Consider the following 22,405-nt stretch of genomic DNA (forward strand, 5'->3'; position numbering starts at 1 on the left):
GAGAATAGAAAAAATGAGTATGTTTTTAGATACGGCCAAGATTCAAGTTAAGGCTGGCAATGGTGGCGATGGCATGGTGGCTTTTCGCCGTGAAAAATATGTTCCTAATGGCGGTCCTTGGGGCGGTGATGGCGGTCGTGGCGGAAATGTTGTTTTTGTCGTAGACGAGGGCCTGCGTACCCTGATGGACTTTCGCTACAATCGGCACTTCAAGGCTCAGTCTGGTGAAAAGGGCATGACCAAGGGAATGCATGGCCGAGGGGCAGAGGACTTGATTGTTCGAGTGCCGCAGGGGACGACAGTTCGTGATGCGGAGACGGGAAAGGTGCTGACGGACTTGGTAGAAAATGGCCAAGAATTTATTGTAGCGCGTGGTGGCCGAGGCGGTCGTGGAAATATCCGCTTTGCGACGCCTAAAAATCCTGCTCCGGAGATTTCTGAGAATGGAGAACCAGGTCAAGAACGGGAGCTTCTGCTGGAGCTCAAGGTACTAGCAGACGTTGGTCTGGTCGGCTTCCCTTCTGTCGGAAAATCCACTCTGCTCAGCGTCATTACAGCGGCTAAACCTAAGATTGGTGCTTACCATTTTACGACCATCGTGCCTAATCTAGGCATGGTTCGCACTCACTCTGGAGAGTCCTTTGCAGTAGCAGATCTACCAGGTTTGATTGAAGGGGCCAGTCAAGGTGTAGGACTGGGAACCCAGTTTCTCCGTCATATTGAGCGGACACGGGTTATCCTACATGTCATCGATATGTCAGCTAGTGAGGGGCGCGACCCTTATGAGGACTATCTAGCCATTAATAAAGAGTTGGAATCCTACAACCTTCGTCTCATGGAGCGTCCGCAGATTATTGTTGCTAACAAGATGGATATGCCAGATAGTGCTGAAAATCTCAAGGTATTCAAAGAGAAATTAGCGGCTAATTATGATGAATTTGCGGAGCTGCCACAAATCTTCCCGATTTCCAGCTTGACCAAGCAGGGACTTGCGACCCTCTTGGATGCGACCGCAGAATTACTGGATAAGACACCAGAGTTCTTGCTCTATGATGAGTCTGAAATGGAAGAAGAAGCTTACTATGGCTTTGACGAAGAAGCACCAGCCTTTGAAATTTCTCGTGATGATGATGCGACTTGGGTGCTGTCGGGTGATAAGCTTGAGAAACTCTTTAATATGACCAACTTCGATCGAGACGAAGCAGTCATGAAATTTGCCCGTCAGCTGCGTGGTATGGGAGTTGATGAAGCCCTTCGGGCTCGCGGAGCCAAGGATGGCGATCTGGTTCGCATCGGCAAGTTTGAGTTTGAATTCGTTGACTAAGGAGGCTTGCAATGGGTGATAAACCAATATCCTTTCGCGATGAAAATGGAAACTTTGTCTCTGCAGCCGACGTCTGGAATGCAGAAAAGCTAGAAGAGCTCTTTAATAAACTCAACCCTAAGCGCAAGCTACGTCTGGAAAGAGAAGCATTAGCGAAAGCAGAGGAGGAATAAGATAAAAAGCAGCTGAGCAGGAAATAATCCTACTCAGCTGCTTTTTTTTGCGCTAAAGATGTATTCGTTAAGGTAATTAATCTTTGTTTTAAGCAAAGATTTTAGGACTGACTGCTTTTATTCGAGGGAGAGTAGCTAGGCAGACACCTAGAACGATAAGCTTGTCTGCATAATCAGTCAGTATTTGGACGAGGACGATACTAAGGACGGGGTTGACTCCCATTCCCCGCAGGGCTTGGACTATGAGGCTGGATCCGCTGGATGTTATGCCTCCGAAGAGCAGGACAGTGATTGCAGAGGCTACTAGGGTACCTGGAAGGGCTACCAATAGGGTTTTCCAGAGAAGACTGAGCTTTAAGCTTCCTTTTTCTTTAAAAAACCAAGCTGCTGAAAGAGCAATGATGATAGCGGCTGGCGAGTAGTAGAGAGAAAAGATATCGGTTGTCATCCAGCCAATGAGGGCGCTGAGAAAGGCAACGCCAGCCCCAGCAAGAGGCCCTAAGGTTAAGCTAGCTAGAATCGTTCCAAAGGTATCTAGATAGATAGGTAATTTCAGAAAAAGTGCAATATTAGCTCCCACGTAGTTAAGAGCGATACAGATAGACAAGAAGCTTAGGATAAGGGGTGTCGATTTTTTCATGATAAAATTTTCCTCATAAAAGTGATGATAGGTCTTGAGCAATCGTTTCCTTAGGCTGATTCAGGAGGATAGCTAAGAAGTCTTGGAAGAAGAGTGAGGGACTGACTTGAGTTGCAATATAGGCATTGGCTGGTTTATGATAGAAGTCATAAGCATCAACCACAGTCTGTCCAAGAGCAATGCCTTCGGTTACGACTTCAACATAGGAGTCGAAGCCCATACAAAGGTCCTCATGCAGAAAATGAGCAATAGCCAGGGGATCATTGATAACACAGCCGATGATGTGTTCATATTCCCAGTGGAAGTCCCAGTAGAAACGCGTGATACGGCCGACAAACTCAGCTACTTCTGGCTGTAGGAAACGCATGTACTCTAATAGATTGGGGGTGAGGACGATGGCGCGTGTGACATCCAGTCCCACCATCTCGATTTTTCGGCCTAACTTTTGATAGACAAATTGAGCGGCGTGTGGGTCACACCAGTAGTTATACTCGGCTACAGGTGAGCAGTTGCCATGAGATTTGTAGCTGCCGCCCATGCTGACAAAGCGTTTGATATGTTTTCCAATTTGGGGATTTTGCTTTATAGCCAGTGCTAGATTAGTCAATGGTCCCAAGGTGATTAGGGAAGTGTCCTGAGCCTTCTGGAAATAGGTAGCCAGAAATTCAGAGGCTTTCTGAGGCTGGGGCTGACAATTGCTTGTTCGATTGATTCCGCTCTCGCCTAAACCATCCATACCGTGGGTATCCTGAGCTGAAACGAAATCGCGGACTAGAGGTTTTTCTGCCCCTGCATAGACTGGTATATCTAGCCGGTTCAGTTTTTCTAATATTTTAAAGGCATTTTCAACACCAAGGTCCACTGGGACATTTCCAGCGACGATGGTCAGTGCTACAACTTCTAAATCGGGATGTTGAATGGCATAAATTAGGGCTAGACTATCATCTATACCAGGGTCACAGTCGATAATGATTTTTCTTTTCATGAGTTCTCCTTTGCCTATATAAAAATGAGGTTGAGACAATCGGTCCCAACCTCTTAACTGTCAGCCTAATCGAGGAGACAGCAAAAAAACTATGCGCAAGACATTTTAAATACAATATAAAGGCACTTAGTTTTTTATTCTGGGAAGTTTTCGAACCAGTCCAAAACCGGGTTTTTGATTTCTCTATTTCTTTATCATAAATAAAAATAAGGGAAAAGTCAATGGGAGTAAGACTAGCATGGTCACCCCCATCTTTTTATGGTATAATGAAAAAAATAAGTAGGAGAAGTGATAATTATGGTAAAAACGATTCATACAGATAAAGCACCAGCAGCGATTGGACCTTATGTTCAAGGAAAAATTGTCGGCAATCTTTTGTTCGCGAGCGGGCAAATTCCCCTGTCTCCTGAAACTGGAGAAATTGTTGGGACGACTATTGAAGAGCAGACCCAGCAGGTGCTAAAAAATGTTTCAGCCATTTTGGAAGCCGCTGGAACAGACTTTGACCATGTGGTCAAGGCTACTTGCTTCTTGAGTGATATCAATGATTTTGTGGCCTTTAATGAAGTTTACAAAACAGCCTTTACAGAAGCATTTCCAGCTCGTTCAGCAGTCGAAGTGGCTCGCCTGCCTAAGGATGTGAAGATTGAGATTGAGGTTATTGCCGAGATTCTCTAAAAAAGAGCAGGGGAAAACCACTCTTTGACGGATTCTATCTGATGAAAGGATTATTATGTCTGAGAAGAAAATTCAGCTTGTCATTGTGACTGGAATGAGCGGGGCAGGGAAAACCGTAGCCATCCAGTCCTTTGAAGACTTAGGTTATTTTACCATTGATAATATGCCGCCAACTCTGGTGCCGAAGTTCTTGCAGCTGGTCGAAGGGACCACTGACAATGATAAATTGGCTCTGGTTGTAGATATGCGCAGCCGTTCCTTCTTTTTGCAAATTCAGAACGTTTTGGATGAATTAGAGCAAAATGAGAATATAGATTTCAAGATTCTTTTCCTAGATGCAGCTGATAAGGAGTTAGTGGCTCGTTACAAGGAAACACGTCGCAGCCATCCGTTGGCAGCTGATGGACGGATTTTAGATGGGATTAAATTGGAGCGCGAACTCTTAGCACCTCTGAAGAATCTAAGCCAAAATGTCGTGGACACAACAGATTTGACGCCAAGGGAACTCAGAAAGACCATCTCTGAACAATTTTCAAATCAGGCTGACATGCATAGTTTCCGCATTGAGGTCATGAGTTTTGGTTTCAAATACGGTCTGCCTTTGGATGCAGACTTGGTCTTTGATGTGCGCTTTCTGCCCAATCCCTACTATAAACCTGAACTGCGCAATCAAACTGGCTTGGACAAGGATGTCTTTGATTATGTCATGAACCATGCCGAGTCAGAAGAATTTTACAAGAACTTGCTAGGCTTGATTGAGCCTATTTTGCCGGGATATCAGAAGGAAGGAAAGTCTATCCTGACTATCGCTGTGGGCTGTACGGGTGGTCAGCACCGCAGTGTAGCCTTTGCTCAGCGCTTAGCAGATGATTTGGCTAAAAATTGGCCGGTCAATGCCAGCCACCGCGACAAAAACCGTCGGAAAGAAACGGTGAACCGCTCATGAGAAAGCCACGAATTACAGTCATTGGCGGTGGAACAGGAATTTCAGTTATTTTAGACAGCCTGCGTAAAAAGGATGTAGAGATTACAGCCATTGTCACAGTAGCAGATGATGGAGGCAGTTCTGGTGAGCTGCGAAAAAACATCCAACAGCTAACTCCGCCAGGTGACTTGCGAAATGTCTTGGTAGCTATGTCTGACATGCCAAAGTTTTATGAGAAGGTCTTCCAGTATCGCTTTGCGGAAGGAGACGGCGTTCTAGCGGGGCATCCCTTGGGCAATCTGATTATTGCCGGTATTTCCGAAATGCAGGGCTCAACTTATAATGCCATGCAGCTTCTAACCAAGTTTTTCCATACGACAGGCAAAATCTACCCTTCTAGTGACACCCCTTTAACTCTGCATGCTGTGTTTGCAGATGGGACGGAAGTTGTCGGTGAAAGCAATCTGACCAGCAAGAGTGGAATGATTGAGCGGGTCTATGTGACCAATACCTATGATGACCAGAAGCCTGCTGCCAGTAAAAAGGTAGTCGAGAGCATCTTAGAAAGCGATATGGTGGTTCTGGGACCAGGTTCACTATTTACCTCTATCTTGCCTAATCTCGTTATTGAGGAAATTGGCCAAGCTCTTCTAGACACCAAGGCAGAAGTGGCCTATGTCTGCAATATCATGACCCAACGCGGCGAAACAGAGCATTTTTCAGACAGCGACCACGTCCAAGTCCTGCACCGTCATTTAGGCAGGAAGTTTGTAGATACAGTCTTGGTCAATATCGAACCTGTCCCTCATGAGTATATGGACAGTAACCAGTTTGACGAATATCTGATACAGGTGGAGCATGATTTTCAGGGGTTGCAAGAGCAGGTTCCGCGAGTTATTTCTTCGAATTTTCTGCGTTTGGAAAATGGCGGAGCGTTCCATGATGGTGAGTTGGTTGTTGACGAATTGATGCAGATTATACAGGTACGCAAATGAGCTTTACAGTAAAAGTAAAAGAAGAATTGCTGAGTCTGGCAAACAGAGATAAAAATGAGCTGTCAGCCATGATCAAGATGTCTGGCAGTTTGGGCTTGGCCAGCAGTGGTTTGACCCTGTCTGTCACAACAGAAAATGCCAAGATTGCCCGCCATCTCTATGAGTTACTGTCGGACCTTTATCAGGTCAAGTCAGAAATCCGCCACCATCAGAAGACCAACTTGCGCAAGAACCGTGTTTATACAGTATTTCTAGATCAGAAAGTGGAAGAAATCCTTTCTGACCTGCACTTGGCTGACTCCTTTTTTGGTATCGAGGCAGGGATTGACCAGGCTATTTTGACTGATGACGAAGCCAGTCGAGCCTACCTACGGGGAGCCTTTCTCTCAAATGGCAGCATGCGGGAGCCAGACTCAGGCAAGTACCAGCTGGAAATCCTGTCCGTTTATCTGGATCATGCTGAGGACTTGGCTGCCTTGATGCGTCGTTTTCTGCTTGATGCCAAGACCATCGAGCGCAAGAAGGGGGCTGTCACTTATCTGCAGAGAGCTGAAGACATCATGGATTTTCTCATTGTCATCGGGGCTATGGAAGCCATGGCTGAGTTTGAGTCTCTTAAGCTCATGCGGGAAGCGCGCAATGACCTCAATCGCGCCAATAATGCGGAGACAGCGAACATCGCTCGCACGGTCACAGCCAGTATGAAAACCATCAACAATATTGCTAAAATCAGTGATAATATTGGCATTGAGAGTCTACCTGTAGACCTGCAGGAGGTAGCCCAGCTTCGCATCCAGCATCCAGACTACTCCATCCAGCAGTTGGCTGATAGTCTGAGCCGGCCACTGACTAAGAGCGGCGTCAATCATCGCTTGAGAAAAATCAATAAAATCGCAGATGAATTATAAAAGCTGCTGAGCTTGAGCTCGGCAGCTGTTTTTTTATAGGCTTGTAGAATGTTTGGGTTGGACTTTTTGCTCAGGATAGATATGGTTAATGGCATTGTTGACAGCAGTAGGTGCCTCACCTAACCCAGTCGCAATCAAGTCAATCTTTCCCTCGTAGCTGCAGCAGTCACCAGCTGCATAGATACCTGGCACGGAAGTTTCTTGCTTGCTATTGACCAAAATTTTGTGACGGTTGAGCTCCAAGCCCCAATCTTTGAGATTGCCGACAGAGGATTTAAAACCGTAGTTGACAAAGAGGTGATCCAGAGGCAGAAGCTGACTTTCCTCTCCTTTGACTTGGCTGATTTCCAAGTGGGTTATCTTGCCATTTTCACCAACCAATCGGCTCGGTATAAATGGTGTCTTAATCTCAACACTAGAAGCCTTGAGTTCTTCCACACTATGCTCTAAAGCTCGGAAGTTGTCCCGACGATGAACCAGACTGGTTTCTGCAATCTTTTCAAAAGCTAGCGCCCAGTCAACAGCCGAGTCACCGCCGCCCAGAACAACAACCTTTTTGCCTGCGTACTGACTGATGTTTGAAACGTGATAGTGGAGGTTGCTGTAGGCTTCAGCATCGTCTAGCTCCAAAGCTCTCGGTTTGAAGGCGCCACCTCCCATGGCGATGATGATGGTTTTGGTTTGATGCTGGGCTTGAGAAGTCGTGATAGAGAAGCCATCACCAGATTTAACGATATTCAGAACCGTTTCATTGAGGCAAATCTCTGTCTGGAATGTTTCTAGTTGCTCAATCAGACGCTGTGTCAACTCTTCGCCACTTAGATTGGTAAAGCCTGGCACATCCAGAATCTTCTTCTCTGGATAGAGAATGGCCGGCTGACCGCCCAGTTGAGGCAGGGAATCAATGATTTTAACCTTGGCTTGGCGCAGATGAGCGTAAAAAGCTGCGAATAGGCCAACTGGACCGCCGCCGACAATCGTAATATCATACAGTTCAGACATAATTTTCCTCAATCTTTTTAAAATAAACTAGCATTATTGTACCACAAAAAGGGATTGAAATGTAAGTAAATGTTTTAAAGGCATCTTAAAAGCCCCATTAGGGGCTTAAAATTAGATAGCAAATAAATCATTAAGGTTTTCAGCCAGCGTTGGGTGGGTGAAGATTTGCTTGCTCAAGTAGGTGTAAGGAATCTTATTATCCATGGCTACAGTCAGGATATTGATAATTTCCTGAGCTCCAGCTGAGAAGATAGTTGCCCCGACAATTTCCTTGGTTTCAGTGTTGACAACGGCCTTGAAGGCACCACGCAAGTCAGCATTGACATGACCACGAGGCATTGCTGCGACTGGAATCTCCTTAACTGCAATCGGTAGGCCTTGCTCTTTGGCTTCCTTTTCAGTCAATCCGATTTGAGCCAAAGGTGGTGTGATGAACATGCTGGTAGGGACGTTCTTACGGTCTTCCAGTGTGTAGCTGCCATCGCCAGCCAGATAGCTATAAAGGATACGGAAGTCATCCAATGAGATATAAGTGAACTGCAGACCGCCATTGACATCGCCCGCTGCAAATACGCCAGGTACAGATGTTTCCAAGTGCTTATCGACCTTAATCGCTCCGCGCTCTGTTAGCTCGATATCTGTATTTTCCAACTGCAGTGGTTCAATATTCGGCTTACGGCCTGTAGCATAGAGAAGGGCATCAAAGCGGAATTCTCCATCTTCTGTCACAACTACAACTTCGTCACCATCATTTTTGACCTGTGTGGTACGTACATTTTGTAAGAGTTGGATTCCGTCTTCTTTCATGTATTGCTTAGCTAGAGCAGCGATAGAAGGCTCTACTCGAGGGAGAAAGACAGGAGCAGCATCCAGCACAGTCACCTGACTGCCCAATTTGTTGTAGAGTCCAGCAAATTCTAGGCCGATGTTACCGCCACCCAGAACTCCCAAGCGTTTAGGAAGTTCCTTCAGATTTTGGATGCCAGTTGAGTCATAGACATGTTCGGTTTCAGTCAGTCCTGGAATCGGCAGGACATTGGAAACAGCACCGGTATTGATGACAATAGTCTCAGCAGTCAGTTCCTCTTTTTCATCGCCCGCTGTGATTTCGATGACCTTATTTGAAAGAAAATGAGCTTCCGCATCAATGATGTCGACACCAGCGCCACTGATTGCTGCGTAGTTCTTCCCGTTGAGACGGCTGGTTACAGCGTTCTTTTCAGCCATGACTTGATCGAAAGCCAGGCCTTTTTCAGCAGCGACAAGCAGGGTTTTGGTTGGGATGCAGGCGATATTAATGCAGGTTCCCCCGTACATAGCCTTGCTTCGCTCAATCAAAGCAACTTTTTTTCCTTGGGCCGCCATTTTGGCTGCCAATGTTTTACCGGCCTTACCAAAGCCGATGACAATTAAATCATAGGTTAACATAATTTACCTCCATTTTTCAAAAAAGATTGTATCACATCTAGTCAGAAATTGCTGATTTCTGCTACGCTTTTTTTCTTCAGTATTTTTAGTGTTTATTTTTATACAGAATGTCCATTTTTGAGCAATGTTTTCGCAGTTCCAGTCAGTCTGTGTTATACTAAGTTTCATTATTTATTTTAGGAGGGCAAAATGTCTATTATTACACTGATTTTGGCAAGCTTGGTTGCCTTAGAATTTTTCTACATCCTGTACTTGGAGACCATCGCGACGACTTCTGCAGCGACAGCTCGGGTTTTCGGTATGTCACAAGAGGAGTTGGAGCAGCAGTCAGTCAATACTCTTTTCAAAAATCAAGGAGTATACAACGGGCTGATAGCTGTTTTAGTGCTGATTGCGGCCTTTGTGCAGTCTAGTCCGGTTTGGCTGGGAATTTTTATGGTTTATATCATCTTGGTAGCAGCTTACGGTGCAGTGACCAGTGACCCGAAAATCCTGCTTAAGCAAGGAGGGCTGGCGATGCTGACCCTGCTTAGTTTATTTTTCTAAATAGAGTGAGGAAAATTGATTTCTCGCTCTTTTTTTATATAATGATTGACTTTTTTGTTAGACAAGTGTAGAATAAAATTAGAAATAGCATTAATTTAGAAAGCGCGTGGGAACGATGAAAAGATCTATTAAACGTTTGCCAGACGGGGAATTTACTATTTTAAAGGTAATTTGGCAGCTGCCTACCCCGACGACCTCTGCCCGTATCATGGAAAAGCTGGGACCAGACAATCACTGGAAGCCCCAGACTTTGCTGACAGTCTTGGCTCGCTTGACTGAAAAGGGCTTTTTAGAAAGTGTCCGTAAGGGGCGTGAAAGGCAGTATACAGCCTTGATCTCAGAAGATGAGTATCTGGAAGTTGAGGCTTCGGATTTCTTGAAGCGTCACAGCGGCCGTTCAATGGGCGGTTTTGTCAAAACACTCTTTTCTTCTAACTCCTTTTCGGAAAATGAATTGGATGAGCTGCGCAGTCTGCTCAACCAAGGAAAGTAGGATGGAGGGATAAGCATGAAACAATTCCTTCTTTCTTTTCTGCTGACCAGTTTGTCAACTTCCATTTTGGTGCTTTTGCTTAGTCTGCTTTTTACGGCCTTTAAGACTAAGATTTCGGTCAGAGTGAAGTATTTTATTTGGTTTCTGATATTGCTGAGTTTTCTGTTTCCGTTCCGTCCCCAATTTGGCTCAGGCCTGATTCGGCTGAATACAGGATCGGTAGTTCAGACAGCAGTGACTGCCACCCAGACAGGTGGAGCTCAGGGCGCTTCTCCAGCAGTTGAAAAAGCTACCCAGACAAATCTGTGGGAGGCTTTTCTGGGTCTACCTTGGTTTGAAATTCTCTTTACCATCTGGCTGATTGGCTTTGTCTTTAGCATAGGAAGATACGCTTATTCTTATATTCGCTTCAGAAAGATGCTGAAGCGCTGGGGCACGGAGTTTCAGGACGAAGAAGCGATGGCTCAGCTGCGGGCTGTTCAGCAGGAGATGGGAGTTAAGGGCCTGATTCGTCTGCTCCACTATCCTATGTCCCAAAGTCCTATGCTGCTAGGTTTCAGAGATATTTTAATCGTGCTGCCAGAGTTGGACTACACAGAAGAAGAGCTGCAGCTGATTTTCAAGCATGAGCTGACTCACTATAAGCACCGCGATGTTTTAGTTAATCTCTTAGGGATTTTCGCCAAGAGTCTGCACTGGTTTAATCCGGTTGTCCGCTTTGCCTGCCGTGAAACTCAGGAAGCAGGAGAAATGTATTGTGACTACGATGTTTTGAGCAGTAGAGATACAGAGTATCGGACTTTCTACGGTGAAACGATTCTGACCATGATAGACCGCAGTAAGAAGACTCCAATTGCCCTGACGACCTGCTTTTACTCTGACAAGTTTAATCTCAAGCGGCGGATTGTCGGTATCATGGATAACCGCCTGCCTAAGAGGTTTCTGTCTGCTGCCTTTGTAGTAGCCGTTCCTCTCCTTTTGCTCCTGACTAGCTCGGTCTTTGCTCTAGAAAGTCCAGCTGCCCAACAAAGCAAGCCTGTGACGGGGCAAAAACAGTCTCAAGGACTCAGTCAGCGTCAGGCTCTAGCGTCCGTCTTAAAAGAGCTGTCTCTTTCTGAAACAGATATTAAAGATTTACAAATTTCTCGTGAGAAAGACACCTATAAAATTCGCTTCTCGCACGGGCAAACAGTTCATGAAACCATTGTCAATGCTAAGGATGGAAAGCTGATCCAATCCAAGCAGCATACCATTGTCGAAAAGACGGTAACGGTCGAAAAAGAAGTCAACCCATCCTCGTCAGCTGCATCAACTCCAGCTGACAACAGCGCTACTGCAGGCGCAGGGAATACGGGAGCAGCGGGCTCGACCGGAGCGAACACTGGAGCTAGTACAGCGACAGTTCAAACTCCGTCTCAGAACAGTTCCTCTCATACGACAGACACCGATGATCCGGACGATGATGATGACCATGATGACGATTAAATAAAGGATTCTGCCAGTTTAAGTTTCTTAAAAGATTAGACTGGTAGAATTTTATTATCTTCTCAAAGGGGAATTAGCAATCCTCCAAGAGCAGTTAGTCATCAGTTTATCTTTATTTTAGGACGATTTTGCTTACAGTTTGCACTTCGTTTCCTAATGCTAAAAAAGATGAAAGATTATTTATCTTTTTTCTTGACATTCACAAACGACAATTGTAGAATATATTTATAAACTACATTTGTAGAATGTTTTTGAAAAATACTGCTTGGAAAGGAGAAGAAAGTAAAGCTTATCCAGACGCTTGTAGGATGCAGAGCGGAAGCTCTATTTCTTTTAAAAGCATAAACTACACTTGTAGAATCAAAGGAGAATTCAAATGAAACAAAAGCAAATCCAAACAAATTTCCAACGAATCGAAACGAAGTATATTCTTGACCGGGCAATGCTAGCTCGTCTTGAAGCTGACATGAGACCTTACCTCACCGCAGATGATTATGCGACATCAACCATTTCTAATGTGTATTTTGATAATGATGAGTTCCAGATGATTCAGGATTCTATTGCCAGAAAAGGCGGTCGCGAAAAAATGCGGATGCGGACTTATGCTGAGCAGCCGAATGATGATAGTCAAGTTTTCTTGGAAATCAAGAAGAAACGGGATGAAGTAGGTTTCAAATACCGTTTGGTTTCGAATCCTCTCTCTGTGACCAACTATATTGTGAACGGTGTGGCAGACCATACTATTTCTGATGATCGGGTCAAGGCAGAAGTGGAGCAGTTACAGGAGCGCTATATAGACTTGAAGCCAAAAATGGTGATTAGCTATGATCGCTACTCTATGAGAGGCTTGGAAGATAAAAAAGTCCGTGTGACAGTTGATTCCAACATCCGCTACCGTGATTATGATGTAGACTTGGCTTTAGGCCGCTATGGACTGCCCTTGCTGGATGACGACAAGGTAATTATGGAAATCAAGGTTCCTGGTCAATATCCTCAGTGGTTGGCTGATATTCTGAACAAATACGGTCTTGAAGACCAGTCCTTCTCAAAATACGGCAATGCCTACCTGAAAACTAAAGAAAGGCTGACTCAAACAGTCAAGGCCTAAGGAGGTAGTCTATGCTCAATCAGTTATTTAACAGTATCTACTCCTCTACGGAAGTCAAGATAAATCCTTTAGCATTGATTTTTTCACTAGCAACTAGTGTGGTTTTAGGAATTATCTTGGCCAAGGTCTATAAGCGCCAAACCATTTATACCAAGGAATTTGTCGTCACCCTCTCCCTTTTGCCAGCCATTATTTCCATTATCATCTTCTTGGTTAATGGAAATTTGGGCACCAGTGTCGCCGTAGCAGGGACTTTCAGTTTGATTCGCTTCCGGTCGGCCGCGGGTGGCTCCAAGGAGCTTCTAGCCATCTTTATGGCGACGGCTATTGGGATTACAACGGGGATGGGCTTTGTAGCACTGGGAATTGTCTTTACTCTAGCTATTTCAGGCATCTGGATGCTCTTTGAAAAGATGAGCTTTACTTCAGTCAGTCCGACCAGACGTTATGTCCAGGTTCAGGTTCCAGCTGACTTTGACTACGAAGTACTCTTTGATGCTATCTTTGAAACGACTTGTAAATCAGCCGAACTGACATCTCTCAAGTCGGCTGAAAAGAAGTCTATCAAGCTGGACTATGTTGTTGACTTGAATCCTGACATGAGCGACAGAGAGCTCATTCAGCAGTTCCTGTTCTATGATAAGGTGCAGGACATTTCCCTTTCCAAAGCTGCTAAGAAGCGTAAAACCCTCTAAGCAAAAGAAGACCAGCTGCAGCAGAGCAGTTGGTCTTCTTGTTTGTATCATAAAAAGGAGCTACATTATACTTACAGAAAATACTTGACACTCTTTTCTATATGTGGTATGATTATATAGATTTTGGACTTGAAGGGAGTGAAAAAAATGTCAAAAACAGTAGTACGCAAGAATGAATCACTTGATGATGCACTTCGTCGTTTCAAACGTGCGGTTACTAAAGCTGGTACTCTTCAAGAAACACGCAAACGTGAATTCTATGAAAAACCTTCTGTAAAACGCAAACGCAAATCAGAAGCAGCTCGTAAACGTAAAAAATTCTAATTGAACAAAAAAGCAGACTCCGGTCTGTTTTTTGTTTTCACTCTTTGGAGAGAAGGGGATGATTGTGAGCAATAGGCAAGAAAAAAACACTGATTTTCATCAGTGAATTCTCTTTATTTTTTCTCAGCCAACAAAGCTTTGATTTCTTGCAGGACTTCCAATTCAGTTGGTCCAGCTGGCGCTTCTTCAGCTTCTTCCTTCTTCTTAGCAAGGCTTTGTGCTTTTTCAGCAGACTTAACGATGAAGAAGAGAACAGTACCGATTACCAAGAAGTTAATTACAGCGCTCAAGAAGTTACCATAGGCAATCCCGTTCCATTTCAGATCAGCAATTTGATTCAAGTGTGCAGCATCCAAAATTGGTTTGAGGAAGAGAGGAGTGATTACGTCAGTAATCAATGAAGTGACGATTGCTCCAAAAGCGTTGGCGATGATCACACCGACTGCCAAATCAATCACGTTCCCGCGCAGCAAGAATTCTTTAAGATCCTTTAACATTCTTTCTTTCCTTTCAAGAATTTATTAATGAGATTATATTATAGCTTATTTATATGACATCTACAAGATATTTGTTTGTCAAATATTTTACATTTGCTTCATTTTAGTATAAAATATAGAATGATATTCTATGATAAATTGGAGGTATTGTCTCTTGATTGATAAAGAAATCATTTCTGAAATTAAAAACAGCGTCAATATCGTCGATGTCATAGGAGAAACAGTGGCCTTGACTAAGGCTGGGCGGAATTTCCTGGGACTCTGTCCCTTTCATGGCGAAAAGACTCCCTCTTTTAACGTTGTAGAGGACAAGCAGTTTTATCACTGTTTTGGCTGCGGCAAGTCGGGCGATGTCTTCAAATTCATTGAGGATTATCGAGGCGTTTCCTTTATGGATGCTGTTCAGATTGTAGCAGAGCGGGCAGGGATTCCCTTGGCTGTAGAGACAGCGGGCAATGACCGACCGAGACAAAGCCATCCGCACCAGGCTCTCTACGATATCCATACCGAGGCAGCGAAATTTTACCATGCGGTCCTGATGACGACCAAGATGGGAGAGGAAGCGCGGGCTTATCTCTACCAGCGGGGGCTGACAGATGATGTTCTTAAGCATTTTCAAATCGGGCTGGCTCCTAATGAGGGCAATTATCTTCATAAGAGTATGGCTGGCAAGTTTGATGAGAATACCATCATGAACTCAGGCCTCTTCAATCTAGCGGAGAATAATCTGGTCTATGATGCTTTTCAGAACCGGATTATGTTTCCCCTGACCAATGACAGTGGGCAGGTTGTGGCCTTTTCCGGGCGGATTTGGCAAGAGGCGGCTTCAGATGGTCATCAGGCCAAGTATAAAAATAGTCGCAGCACTGCTATTTTCAATAAAAGCTACGAGCTCTATCATCTGGATAAGGCCAAGCCGGTTATCAAGAAGAGCCATGAGGTCTATCTGATGGAAGGCTTTATGGATGTGATTGCGGCTTATCGGGCCGGAATTGAAAATGCTGTAGCTTCTATGGGAACAGCTCTGACACCTGAGCATGTCCAGCACCTGAGCAAGTATTGCAAGAAGATTATCCTGTCTTACGATGGAGATAGGGCTGGGCAGGCAGCGACTGCTAAGGCTTTAGATGAGCTGAGAGATATGACGGTGGAAATTGTTCGGATTCCAGATAATTTGGATCCGGATGAATTTCTAGCTAAAAATTCTGAAGAAGATTTGCAGCATTTGCTGAGCAAAACGCGAATAAGTAATGTGGAGTTTCTGCTGCATCATCTGAAACCAGATAATATTGAAAATCTACAGGCTCAGATTGAGTTTGTAGAGAAGATGGCGCCGATTATTGCGAAGACCAAGTCCATCACAGCTCAGAACTCCTATATTTACATGCTGGCTGAGTTGCTGCCGGACTTTGACTATCAGCAGGTGGAGCAGACGGTAAATAACAGTCGGCTGGCTGAGCGCTCTAGTCGCAGTCAGGAGGCGCCGATTCAGCAGTCTCAACCAGCCGTCATGCAGTTTTCGCCTTCGAACCGGCTGAGTCGGCTCATGAGGGCGGAAAATCATATCTTCCACCGCATGATACATCATCCTTTGATTTTGAACCAATACCGGCTGAGAGAAGACTTTGCCTTTGACTCGGAAGAATTGCAGATCTTGTATGAGATTTTACTGGCAAATGGCGAAGTGACACCGCAGGATTTGTCCCAGCTACCAGATCATGTCCAGCAGGCTTGGTACCGCGTCTTGGAAGAAGACTTGCCGGATGAGGTTTTGGAAGATGAGTTGAAAGAAGTGGAAGAAACCAGAGAGCGGGAGATTTTGCGCAAGCATAATCAGTTTATTAGTAAGAAGATTCGAGAAGCCTCTCACAGCGGAGATACGGATACAGCCCTGTCCGAGCTAGAGCGCTTGATTGAGCAAAAAAGAAGAATGGAGTAGGAATGGCTACAAAACAAAAAGAAGTAACAACATTAGACGTTCAAATTGCAGAATTTATCCGCAACCACAAGCAGACAGGGGTTGCGACAGATGATGAAATCAATGACCAGCTGGTCATTCCTTTCACTTTGGATGCCGATGGGATTGAGGATTTGCTGCAGCGCATCCAGGATGCGGGCATCTCAATTACGGATAAAGAAGGAAATCCCAGCGCGCGTGTCTTAAATAACGAAGAGGAAGAAGCGGAGCTGACGGATGAAGAGCTCCTAGGCAGCAATTCAGCCAAGGTTAATGACCCAGTCCGCATGTATCTGAAAGAAATCGGGGTTGTGCCCCTTCTCAGCAATGAAGAAGAGCAGGAGCTGGCTATCTTGGTAGAACAGGGAGACTTGGAAGCCAAGCAGCGTCTGGCTGAGGCCAATCTTCGTCTGGTTGTTTCCATTGCTAAGCGTTATGTCGGTCGTGGTATGCAGTTCCTTGATTTGATTCAAGAAGGAAACATGGGGTTGATGAAAGCCGTTGATAAGTTTGACTACACCAAAGGATTTAAGTTTTCAACTTATGCGACTTGGTGGATTCGTCAGGCCATTACCCGTGCGATTGCTGACCAAGCTCGGACTATTCGGATTCCAGTCCACATGGTGGAAACCATTAACAAGCTAGTCCGCGAGCAACGCAATCTCTTGCAGGAATTAGGTCAAGATCCTACGCCTGAGCAAATCGCTGAGCGGATGGATATGACACCTGACAAGGTTCGTGAGATTCTCAAGATTGCTCAAGAGCCAGTTTCCTTGGAGACACCTATCGGTGAGGAAGATGACAGTCATCTGGGAGACTTTATCGAAGATGAAGTGATTGAAAATCCAGTCGACTATACTACTCGTGTCGTCCTTCGTGAACAGCTGGATGAGGTCTTGGATACGCTGACAGACCGCGAGGAAAACGTCTTGCGTCTGCGCTTTGGTCTGGACGATGGAAAAATGCGGACACTGGAAGATGTCGGCAAGGTCTTCAATGTAACTCGCGAGCGGATCCGCCAGATTGAAGCTAAGGCCCTGCGTAAGCTCCGCCATCCAAGCCGCAGCAAACCACTTAGAGACTTTATCGAAGATTAAGAACTGAAAAGCAGCGAGGGACAAAAATCTTTCAGCAGGAAGTATCAAGTCGGCAATCCTAACTGAAAGCAAAAGCCCCCTCGAGCTAACTTGAAATTTCTGCTATATCTATAAGGAGGATATTGCATGTCAGAAAAAAAATACAGCCCTGAAGAAGTTGAAAAAATCAAAACGCGTATTTTAGAGAGCTTGGAGCAGGTTATTGACCCAGAGCTGGGGATTGATATTGTCAATCTAGGTCTAATCTATGAAATCCGTTTTGATGAGACCAATGGAGAAACGGAAATCGATATGACCCTGACAACCATGGGATGCCCTCTGGCGGATCTTCTGACTGACCAGATTTATGACGCCATGTCAGATGTTCCAGAGGTTACCAAGACGGATGTTAAGTTGGTTTGGTACCCAGCTTGGACGGTGGAAAAGATGAGCCGCTATGCTCGGATCGCTTTGGGGATTCGCTAAGAACTGATAGTAAGTGCTGGCCTGCTGTTTGCAGGCTTTTGCTTTCTTTAGTAGATTCTGTTATAATGTTCTTATTGTCTTGGGGTCGTTACGGATTCGACAGGCATTATGCGGCACATTTTGCAACCCATCTAGCGGATGTAAAACGCCAGTTAAATATAACTGCAAAAAATAACAATTCTTACGCTTTAGCTGCCTAAAAACCAGCCAGCGTGACCCGATTCGGATTGCTTGTGTCTGATGACAGGTCTTATTATAAGCAAGCTACGGTAAAATCTGGTCTAGGGGTTTTGCAAGAGATTGATAGACTCGCTTGACTTAGGCTTGAGCTATGTGTCAAAGTGAAGTTAAATCAATACATAGCCTATGGTTGTAGACAAATGTGTTAGCAGGTGTTTGGACGTGGGTTCGACTCCCACCGGCTCCATTATTTTAAAGCCTTTCTAAAACGTTGAGAAATCAGCGTTTTTTGCTTTTACGATGTTCAGGAAATCTTGATTTCTATCTGAAAAAGTAATACAATGATGTTAGTGATGACAAAGGAAATATTTGTATTTCTATTGGGTTGATTTCATAAGTATTAAGGGAAGTTTGATATGAGTTTTTTTAAGAATCTGTTTGGTAAGAAGCAAGAGGAAGAGAAAGTAGAAAAGGTTGAAGAAGCAGTGCTTGATGTGCCTGCTGAGGATTCTTTTCCGAGTGAGTGGGGCTCTTTCTCAACCTATATAGATGACAAGTTGGCTAGTATCCGTCTGAATCTAGCTTTGGCTGATGAGGCACCCTATCCTCTCTATGCTTATGCTATGAGGCTCAAGGTAACGCTCCTCCAGTACGATGGGGAGACAGGTTTTCCATCTAGTGATGAGTTTAAAGAGCTGAATGTGATTGAGGACCGGCTTTCTGAGGCTTTAGGGCAGGTCGGTGGCATTCATGTTGGTGTGATTACAACAGATGGAAATATTGAGTTTTACTACTATCTGCAAGACAAGAAAAGCCATCTAGAGCCGATTGCAAACGTGATGCGCGACTTTCCAGACCGCCGCTATGACTCGGCAACCTTAGAAGACGAGGAATGGAATCAGTACTTTGACTTTCTCTATCCTAATGAATACGAGTATCAGACCATTCTCAACCAGAGGGTCTGGTACCAGCTGGAGCAGGACGGTGATGACCATAGTCAGGAGCGCGAGATTGACCATTGGGCCTATTTTGCTTCGGAGGAAGACCGAGATGGTTTCCTAAAGGAAGTAGAAGAGCTGGGCTATAGCCTCGTATCAGCTGAAAAGATAGAAGATGCTGACAAACCATATCAGCTGCATGTGATTCGTATGGATACGACGGAAATCTTTGATTTGAACCAGAATGTTTGGACTTTGGTTGAATTTGTGAAAAAATTTAACGGAAACTATGGCGGTTGGGGCTGTAATGTGGTATAATGGTTAAAGTTTTGAGAAAGCTGGGCTTTCTCTTTTGTGGAAGATTACTCAAGAGGCTTAAGAGGCTGTGTTGGAAACGCAGTAGGCGTGTAAAAGCGTGCGTGGGTTCGAATCCCATGTCTTCCGTCATAAGTTGCAAGAAACGCTGTTTGGCGTTTTTTCTCTTTGTAAAAGAGGCATGAAAGTAAGGTGATTCTTTTTGAAAATGAATTTTTTGGAAATTCTTGAAAACAATTTCAGCAAAAAAAATAAGTAAATTATTGTTCATTTTATATAATAGTGTGGTAAAATGGGATTAATGGATTTTTAAAAAGGATATAAATTAAAGGGAGAATTATGTTTTTTAAACGTCAAAAAGGTAAGTACCACGAAGTAGAGCGTGTGACTCGTTTTAAGCTGATTAAATCGGGTAAGCATTGGCTGCGTGCTGCGACATCACAGTTCGGCCTTTTTAGATCAATGAAGGGGGGAGGCCTTTCATCGATCGAGCTCAAGGTAACGGAAGAACAAGTTACCGATAAGAAGAGCGGCATAGACTTTTTGAGGGGCATTGTCGCTACGGGGGCCGTGCTGGGCGGAGCTGTTGTGACAAGCACAACTGTCCATGCAGAAGAAGGTCAGGCTCTGGAAAAGGTCATTGACACGACAGACGTTTTAGCGACACGTGGTGAAACAGTTTTAGGAGAAGAAAGCAGTGCTGCTGAAGCAGCAACTGCAACGGCAAGCTCACATACTGAGTCAGAGTCTGTATCAGATACATCCTCAGCCAGTGCCAGTGCTTCTGTCAGTGCATCTATCTCAGCCAGCATCTCAGCATCAGAGTCAATGTCACAGTTTAGCTCTGCCTCTATCAGTGCCAGCACATCTCAAGCAGTCTCAGATTCCTTAAGTGTATCTGAGTCTCTTTCAGTGTCTTCAAGTACATCTGATTCGGTTAGTGCAAGCACCAGTGCGTCCGCTAGTGCATCAGAGTCAGTCTCAGCCAGTCAAACGTCTACTACCTCTACATCAGAGAGTGCTAGATCCGAAAGCAGCCAGCAGTCAACAAAATCTTCTAGTCAGACAGGGCGGAGAAGAACGCGTCGGGCTACAGATACAACCCCTCCTACAATTACGCTTCCTCAAGAGGTGATAGCTTATAGGGGAGAAGAATTTGAGTTTTTTGTAGAAACGACTGATGATAGTGGTCAAGTTAATCGAGTCATTGTTCGAAATATTGAAGGAGCAGAGGACTCTACTTACATAAGCCCAAATTGGATACAACATTCTACAGATAATCTAGGTGTTGCAGGTAATGCAACGTCCACCAATCCCTTAAGGACTCGTGTCTACGGTATTGTGCCAATTAATCATGGTGTTGGACCTGGGGATCGCTATACTAAATATGTTCGAGCAGAAGATGCTGCAGGGAATATCACTAGATTAGTAGACAAACAAAGTGAGCGTTTTGTATTAGTTATAAGACCTCAGACAGAAAAATATACTCCTCAAGCTCCAACTTTAACCTATGTTCAGAATGCGAATAGTCTGACCCAAACAGACAAAGATGCGGTCATTGCTGCAGTCAAAAGTGCTAATCCAAATCTTCCTGCCACATCAACTTATTCGGTTTCAGAAAATGGTACCGTAACAATTACCTATCCGGATGGTTCAACAGACACTATTGCTGCTGCACAGACAGTTGATACAGATAGGGTAGCCCCAGTCTTTGTTGATGAGGGTAGAGACTATATCTTCTATCGTGGAGAAGAAGGTACTGCTGAACTCCACTTTTATGATAATAGTGGTAAGATTACCAATGTAAATTTTGCAGGAGATCTTGCTGCTACTAGAACTTATAACGCTTTGCTAGCCTTAGGTTTTACATTTGATACACCGAATATAAACAATCCTAATAATGCTACGGAACAAAATCCTCTTGTGACAACTATTAGAGGGACGATACCGAAAAGTCAACCAGCAGGACCTGGTGGTTATTACACTTTCAAGGTTAGAGCGACAGATGCTAGTGGTTTAACTAGTGAAGCAAAAAATTTCAGAATTGTTATTGCTAACCAGACAGATAAATATACACCAAACAATCCTGGAAGTTTAACTGGAGTTCTGAACCCCCAGCAACTATCAACAAGTGAAAAAACAGCTATTGAAGAAAAAGTTAGGGCGGCTAATACAGGGAATCTGCCCAACAATGTCCAATATGTTGTTAACAATGATGGTTCTGTGTCGGTTATTTATCCAGATGATACTCCTGCTAGCCGTTCAAGAGATACAATTACAGCTGATAGGACTATTCAAGATTTACGTCCTAGTTTATCAGCTAGTGCATCAGTAAGCGCCTCTACATCTGCGAGCCAATCTACGGCGGCTAGTAAATCGGCTTCCATTAGTGCATCAACTTCAGCACAGAAATCTGTATCAGCAAGTACGTCCGCCTCAACGAGTGCATCGGTGAGTGCAAGTACGTCGGCTTCCACTAGTGCGTCAGTTTCCGCAAGCACGTCAGCATCGACGAGTGCGTCCGTAAGTGCCAGCACATCGGCTTCAACGAGTGCGTCAGTGAGCGCAAGTACGTCAGCATCGACTAGCGCGTCTACAAGCGCAAGTACATCTGCATCCACCAGTGCTTCAGTATCAGCCAGCACGTCCGCGTCAACGAGCGCATCCGTAAGTGCAAGTACGTCCGCGTCAACGAGTGCGTCAGTGAGCGCAAGTACCTCCGCATCGACCAGTGCTTCAGTAAGTGCAAGTACGTCAGCTTCCACGAGCGCATCAGTTTCAGCCAGCACGTCCGCGTCAACAAGTGCATCAGTAAGTGCAAGCACGTCTGCTTCCACGAGTGCGTCAGTAAGCGCAAGTACGTCCGCATCAACTAGCGCGTCAGTGAGTGCAAGCACATCTGCGTCGACGAGTGCCTCAGTTTCAGCAAGCACATCTGCGTCAACCAGCGCATCAGTAAGCGCAAGTACATCGGCTTCCACGAGTGCGTCAGTAAGTGCAAGTACGTCCGCGTCTACTAGCGCGTCTATGAGTGCCAGCACATCGGCATCAACGAGTGCGTCAGTAAGCGCAAGTACGTCAGCATCAACGAGTGCATCAGTAAGTGCAAGTACGTCCGCATCGACGAGTGCCTCAGTTTCAGCAAGCACATCTGCGTCAACCAGCGCATCAGTAAGCGCAAGTACATCGGCTTCCACGAGTGCGTCAGTAAGTGCAAGTACGTCCGCGTCTACTAGCGCGTCTATGA

Annotated in this window: 22 protein-coding genes, 1 tRNA gene, 1 other RNA gene and 1 riboswitch; of the genes, 19 read left to right on the forward strand and 5 right to left on the reverse strand. The window is 44.9% G+C overall.

The window, feature by feature from the left end:
• The first annotated feature begins 13 nt into the window (after positions 1 to 13).
• Together obgE and PCY71_RS14060 are read left to right on the forward strand one after the other, a co-directional pair.
• Complete coding sequence (gene obgE, locus PCY71_RS14055; protein WP_048774407.1) at positions 14 to 1,324, forward strand: GTPase ObgE; 1,311 nt, start codon at positions 14 to 16, stop codon at positions 1,322 to 1,324.
• A gap of 11 nt (positions 1,325 to 1,335) precedes the next feature.
• Entirely contained in the window at positions 1,336 to 1,497 is a 162-nt protein-coding gene (locus PCY71_RS14060) for a hypothetical protein (protein ID WP_002895966.1), read from the forward strand.
• Between the two features lie 88 nt (positions 1,498 to 1,585).
• On the opposite strand, the gene PCY71_RS14065 is transcribed toward PCY71_RS14060, so the two are convergent.
• Together PCY71_RS14065 and PCY71_RS14070 are read right to left on the reverse strand one after the other, a co-directional pair.
• A complete protein-coding gene (locus PCY71_RS14065; protein ID WP_048774434.1) occupies positions 1,586 to 2,137 on the reverse strand; it encodes an ECF transporter S component in 552 nt (183 codons plus the stop codon).
• Positions 2,138 to 2,150: 13 nt separating this feature from the next.
• Complete coding sequence (locus tag PCY71_RS14070) at positions 2,151 to 3,122, reverse strand: nucleoside hydrolase (RefSeq protein ID WP_048774406.1); 972 nt, start codon at positions 3,120 to 3,122, stop codon at positions 2,151 to 2,153.
• 120 nt (positions 3,123 to 3,242) lie between these two features.
• Positions 3,243 to 3,287, reverse strand: a riboswitch (PreQ1 riboswitch).
• Positions 3,288 to 3,419: 132 nt separating this feature from the next.
• On the opposite strand from PCY71_RS14070, the gene PCY71_RS14075 reads away from it, so the two are divergent.
• Genes PCY71_RS14075 through whiA form a run of 4 tightly spaced genes read left to right on the forward strand, consistent with a single transcriptional unit; the run spans position 3,420 to position 6,628 of the window.
• Positions 3,420 to 3,800, forward strand: coding sequence for a RidA family protein (locus PCY71_RS14075; protein ID WP_048774403.1), 381 nt, complete (start codon positions 3,420 to 3,422; stop codon positions 3,798 to 3,800).
• A gap of 55 nt (positions 3,801 to 3,855) precedes the next feature.
• Positions 3,856 to 4,746: an RNase adapter RapZ gene (gene rapZ / locus PCY71_RS14080; RefSeq protein ID WP_002921728.1), complete on the forward strand. Its 891-nt coding sequence runs from the start codon at positions 3,856 to 3,858 to the stop codon at positions 4,744 to 4,746.
• Entirely contained in the window at positions 4,743 to 5,720 is a 978-nt protein-coding gene (locus tag PCY71_RS14085) for a YvcK family protein (RefSeq protein WP_002904170.1), read from the forward strand. Before rapZ ends, PCY71_RS14085 begins: the two co-directional genes overlap by 4 nt.
• Positions 5,717 to 6,628 (forward strand): DNA-binding protein WhiA, encoded by a 912-nt coding sequence (gene whiA / locus PCY71_RS14090; RefSeq protein WP_002895960.1) that lies wholly within the window; start codon positions 5,717 to 5,719, stop codon positions 6,626 to 6,628. Before PCY71_RS14085 ends, whiA begins: the two co-directional genes overlap by 4 nt.
• Before the next feature lie 33 nt (positions 6,629 to 6,661).
• Here whiA and PCY71_RS14095 read toward each other — a convergent pair whose 3' ends face one another.
• Positions 6,662 to 7,630: an NAD(P)/FAD-dependent oxidoreductase gene (locus tag PCY71_RS14095; RefSeq protein WP_002904171.1), complete on the reverse strand. Its 969-nt coding sequence runs from the start codon at positions 7,628 to 7,630 to the stop codon at positions 6,662 to 6,664.
• Between the two features lie 111 nt (positions 7,631 to 7,741).
• On the reverse strand, positions 7,742 to 9,058 hold the full coding sequence (locus PCY71_RS14100; protein ID WP_002904172.1) for an FAD-containing oxidoreductase: 1,317 nt from the start codon (positions 9,056 to 9,058) through the stop codon (positions 7,742 to 7,744).
• Between the two features lie 189 nt (positions 9,059 to 9,247).
• Here PCY71_RS14100 and PCY71_RS14105 point away from each other — a divergent pair, with 189 nt between their 5' ends.
• The 6 genes from PCY71_RS14105 to rpsU all read left to right on the forward strand — a co-directional run bounded on the left by PCY71_RS14105 (position 9,248) and on the right by rpsU (position 13,709).
• Entirely contained in the window at positions 9,248 to 9,604 is a 357-nt protein-coding gene (locus PCY71_RS14105) for a DUF1304 domain-containing protein (RefSeq protein WP_002902741.1), read from the forward strand.
• A 115-nt stretch (positions 9,605 to 9,719) separates the two neighbouring features.
• Positions 9,720 to 10,097: a BlaI/MecI/CopY family transcriptional regulator gene (locus PCY71_RS14110; RefSeq protein WP_002895954.1), complete on the forward strand. Its 378-nt coding sequence runs from the start codon at positions 9,720 to 9,722 to the stop codon at positions 10,095 to 10,097.
• A gap of 15 nt (positions 10,098 to 10,112) precedes the next feature.
• Positions 10,113 to 11,582 (forward strand): M56 family metallopeptidase, encoded by a 1,470-nt coding sequence (locus PCY71_RS14115; protein WP_301412789.1) that lies wholly within the window; start codon positions 10,113 to 10,115, stop codon positions 11,580 to 11,582.
• Positions 11,583 to 11,958: 376 nt separating this feature from the next.
• Positions 11,959 to 12,690, forward strand: coding sequence for a polyphosphate polymerase domain-containing protein (locus tag PCY71_RS14120; protein ID WP_002906906.1), 732 nt, complete (start codon positions 11,959 to 11,961; stop codon positions 12,688 to 12,690).
• An 11-nt stretch (positions 12,691 to 12,701) separates the two neighbouring features.
• The gene (locus PCY71_RS14125) at positions 12,702 to 13,385 is read left to right on the forward strand and encodes a DUF4956 domain-containing protein (RefSeq protein WP_002895949.1); all 684 of its coding nucleotides are present in this window, start codon (positions 12,702 to 12,704) and stop codon (positions 13,383 to 13,385) included.
• Between the two features lie 147 nt (positions 13,386 to 13,532).
• Complete coding sequence (rpsU, locus tag PCY71_RS14130) at positions 13,533 to 13,709, forward strand: 30S ribosomal protein S21 (RefSeq protein WP_000048054.1); 177 nt, start codon at positions 13,533 to 13,535, stop codon at positions 13,707 to 13,709.
• Between the two features lie 113 nt (positions 13,710 to 13,822).
• Here rpsU and mscL read toward each other — a convergent pair whose 3' ends face one another.
• Entirely contained in the window at positions 13,823 to 14,206 is a 384-nt protein-coding gene (mscL, locus tag PCY71_RS14135; RefSeq protein ID WP_002913711.1) for a large conductance mechanosensitive channel protein MscL, read from the reverse strand.
• A 154-nt stretch (positions 14,207 to 14,360) separates the two neighbouring features.
• Between mscL and dnaG the strand changes: the two genes are divergently transcribed.
• From dnaG to PCY71_RS14170, 7 genes are all read left to right on the forward strand, one after another.
• Complete coding sequence (dnaG, locus tag PCY71_RS14140; RefSeq protein WP_301412790.1) at positions 14,361 to 16,145, forward strand: DNA primase; 1,785 nt, start codon at positions 14,361 to 14,363, stop codon at positions 16,143 to 16,145.
• Between the two features lie 2 nt (positions 16,146 to 16,147).
• Entirely contained in the window at positions 16,148 to 17,260 is a 1,113-nt protein-coding gene (gene rpoD / locus PCY71_RS14145) for an RNA polymerase sigma factor RpoD (RefSeq protein ID WP_002897871.1), read from the forward strand.
• Positions 17,261 to 17,386: 126 nt separating this feature from the next.
• Entirely contained in the window at positions 17,387 to 17,725 is a 339-nt protein-coding gene (locus PCY71_RS14150) for a metal-sulfur cluster assembly factor (RefSeq protein ID WP_002895943.1), read from the forward strand.
• A gap of 81 nt (positions 17,726 to 17,806) precedes the next feature.
• Positions 17,807 to 18,155, forward strand: a transfer-messenger RNA (tmRNA) gene (gene ssrA, locus PCY71_RS14155).
• Between the two features lie 166 nt (positions 18,156 to 18,321).
• Positions 18,322 to 19,161, forward strand: coding sequence for a DUF695 domain-containing protein (locus tag PCY71_RS14160; RefSeq protein ID WP_301412791.1), 840 nt, complete (start codon positions 18,322 to 18,324; stop codon positions 19,159 to 19,161).
• A gap of 38 nt (positions 19,162 to 19,199) precedes the next feature.
• Positions 19,200 to 19,287, forward strand: a tRNA-Ser gene (locus PCY71_RS14165).
• Positions 19,288 to 19,497: 210 nt separating this feature from the next.
• Positions 19,498 to 22,405 (forward strand): accessory Sec-dependent serine-rich glycoprotein adhesin (locus tag PCY71_RS14170; RefSeq protein ID WP_301412792.1); only part of this gene is annotated, 2,908 nt, incomplete at its 3' end.

This window comes from Streptococcus sp. SN3 (assembly GCF_030439905.1).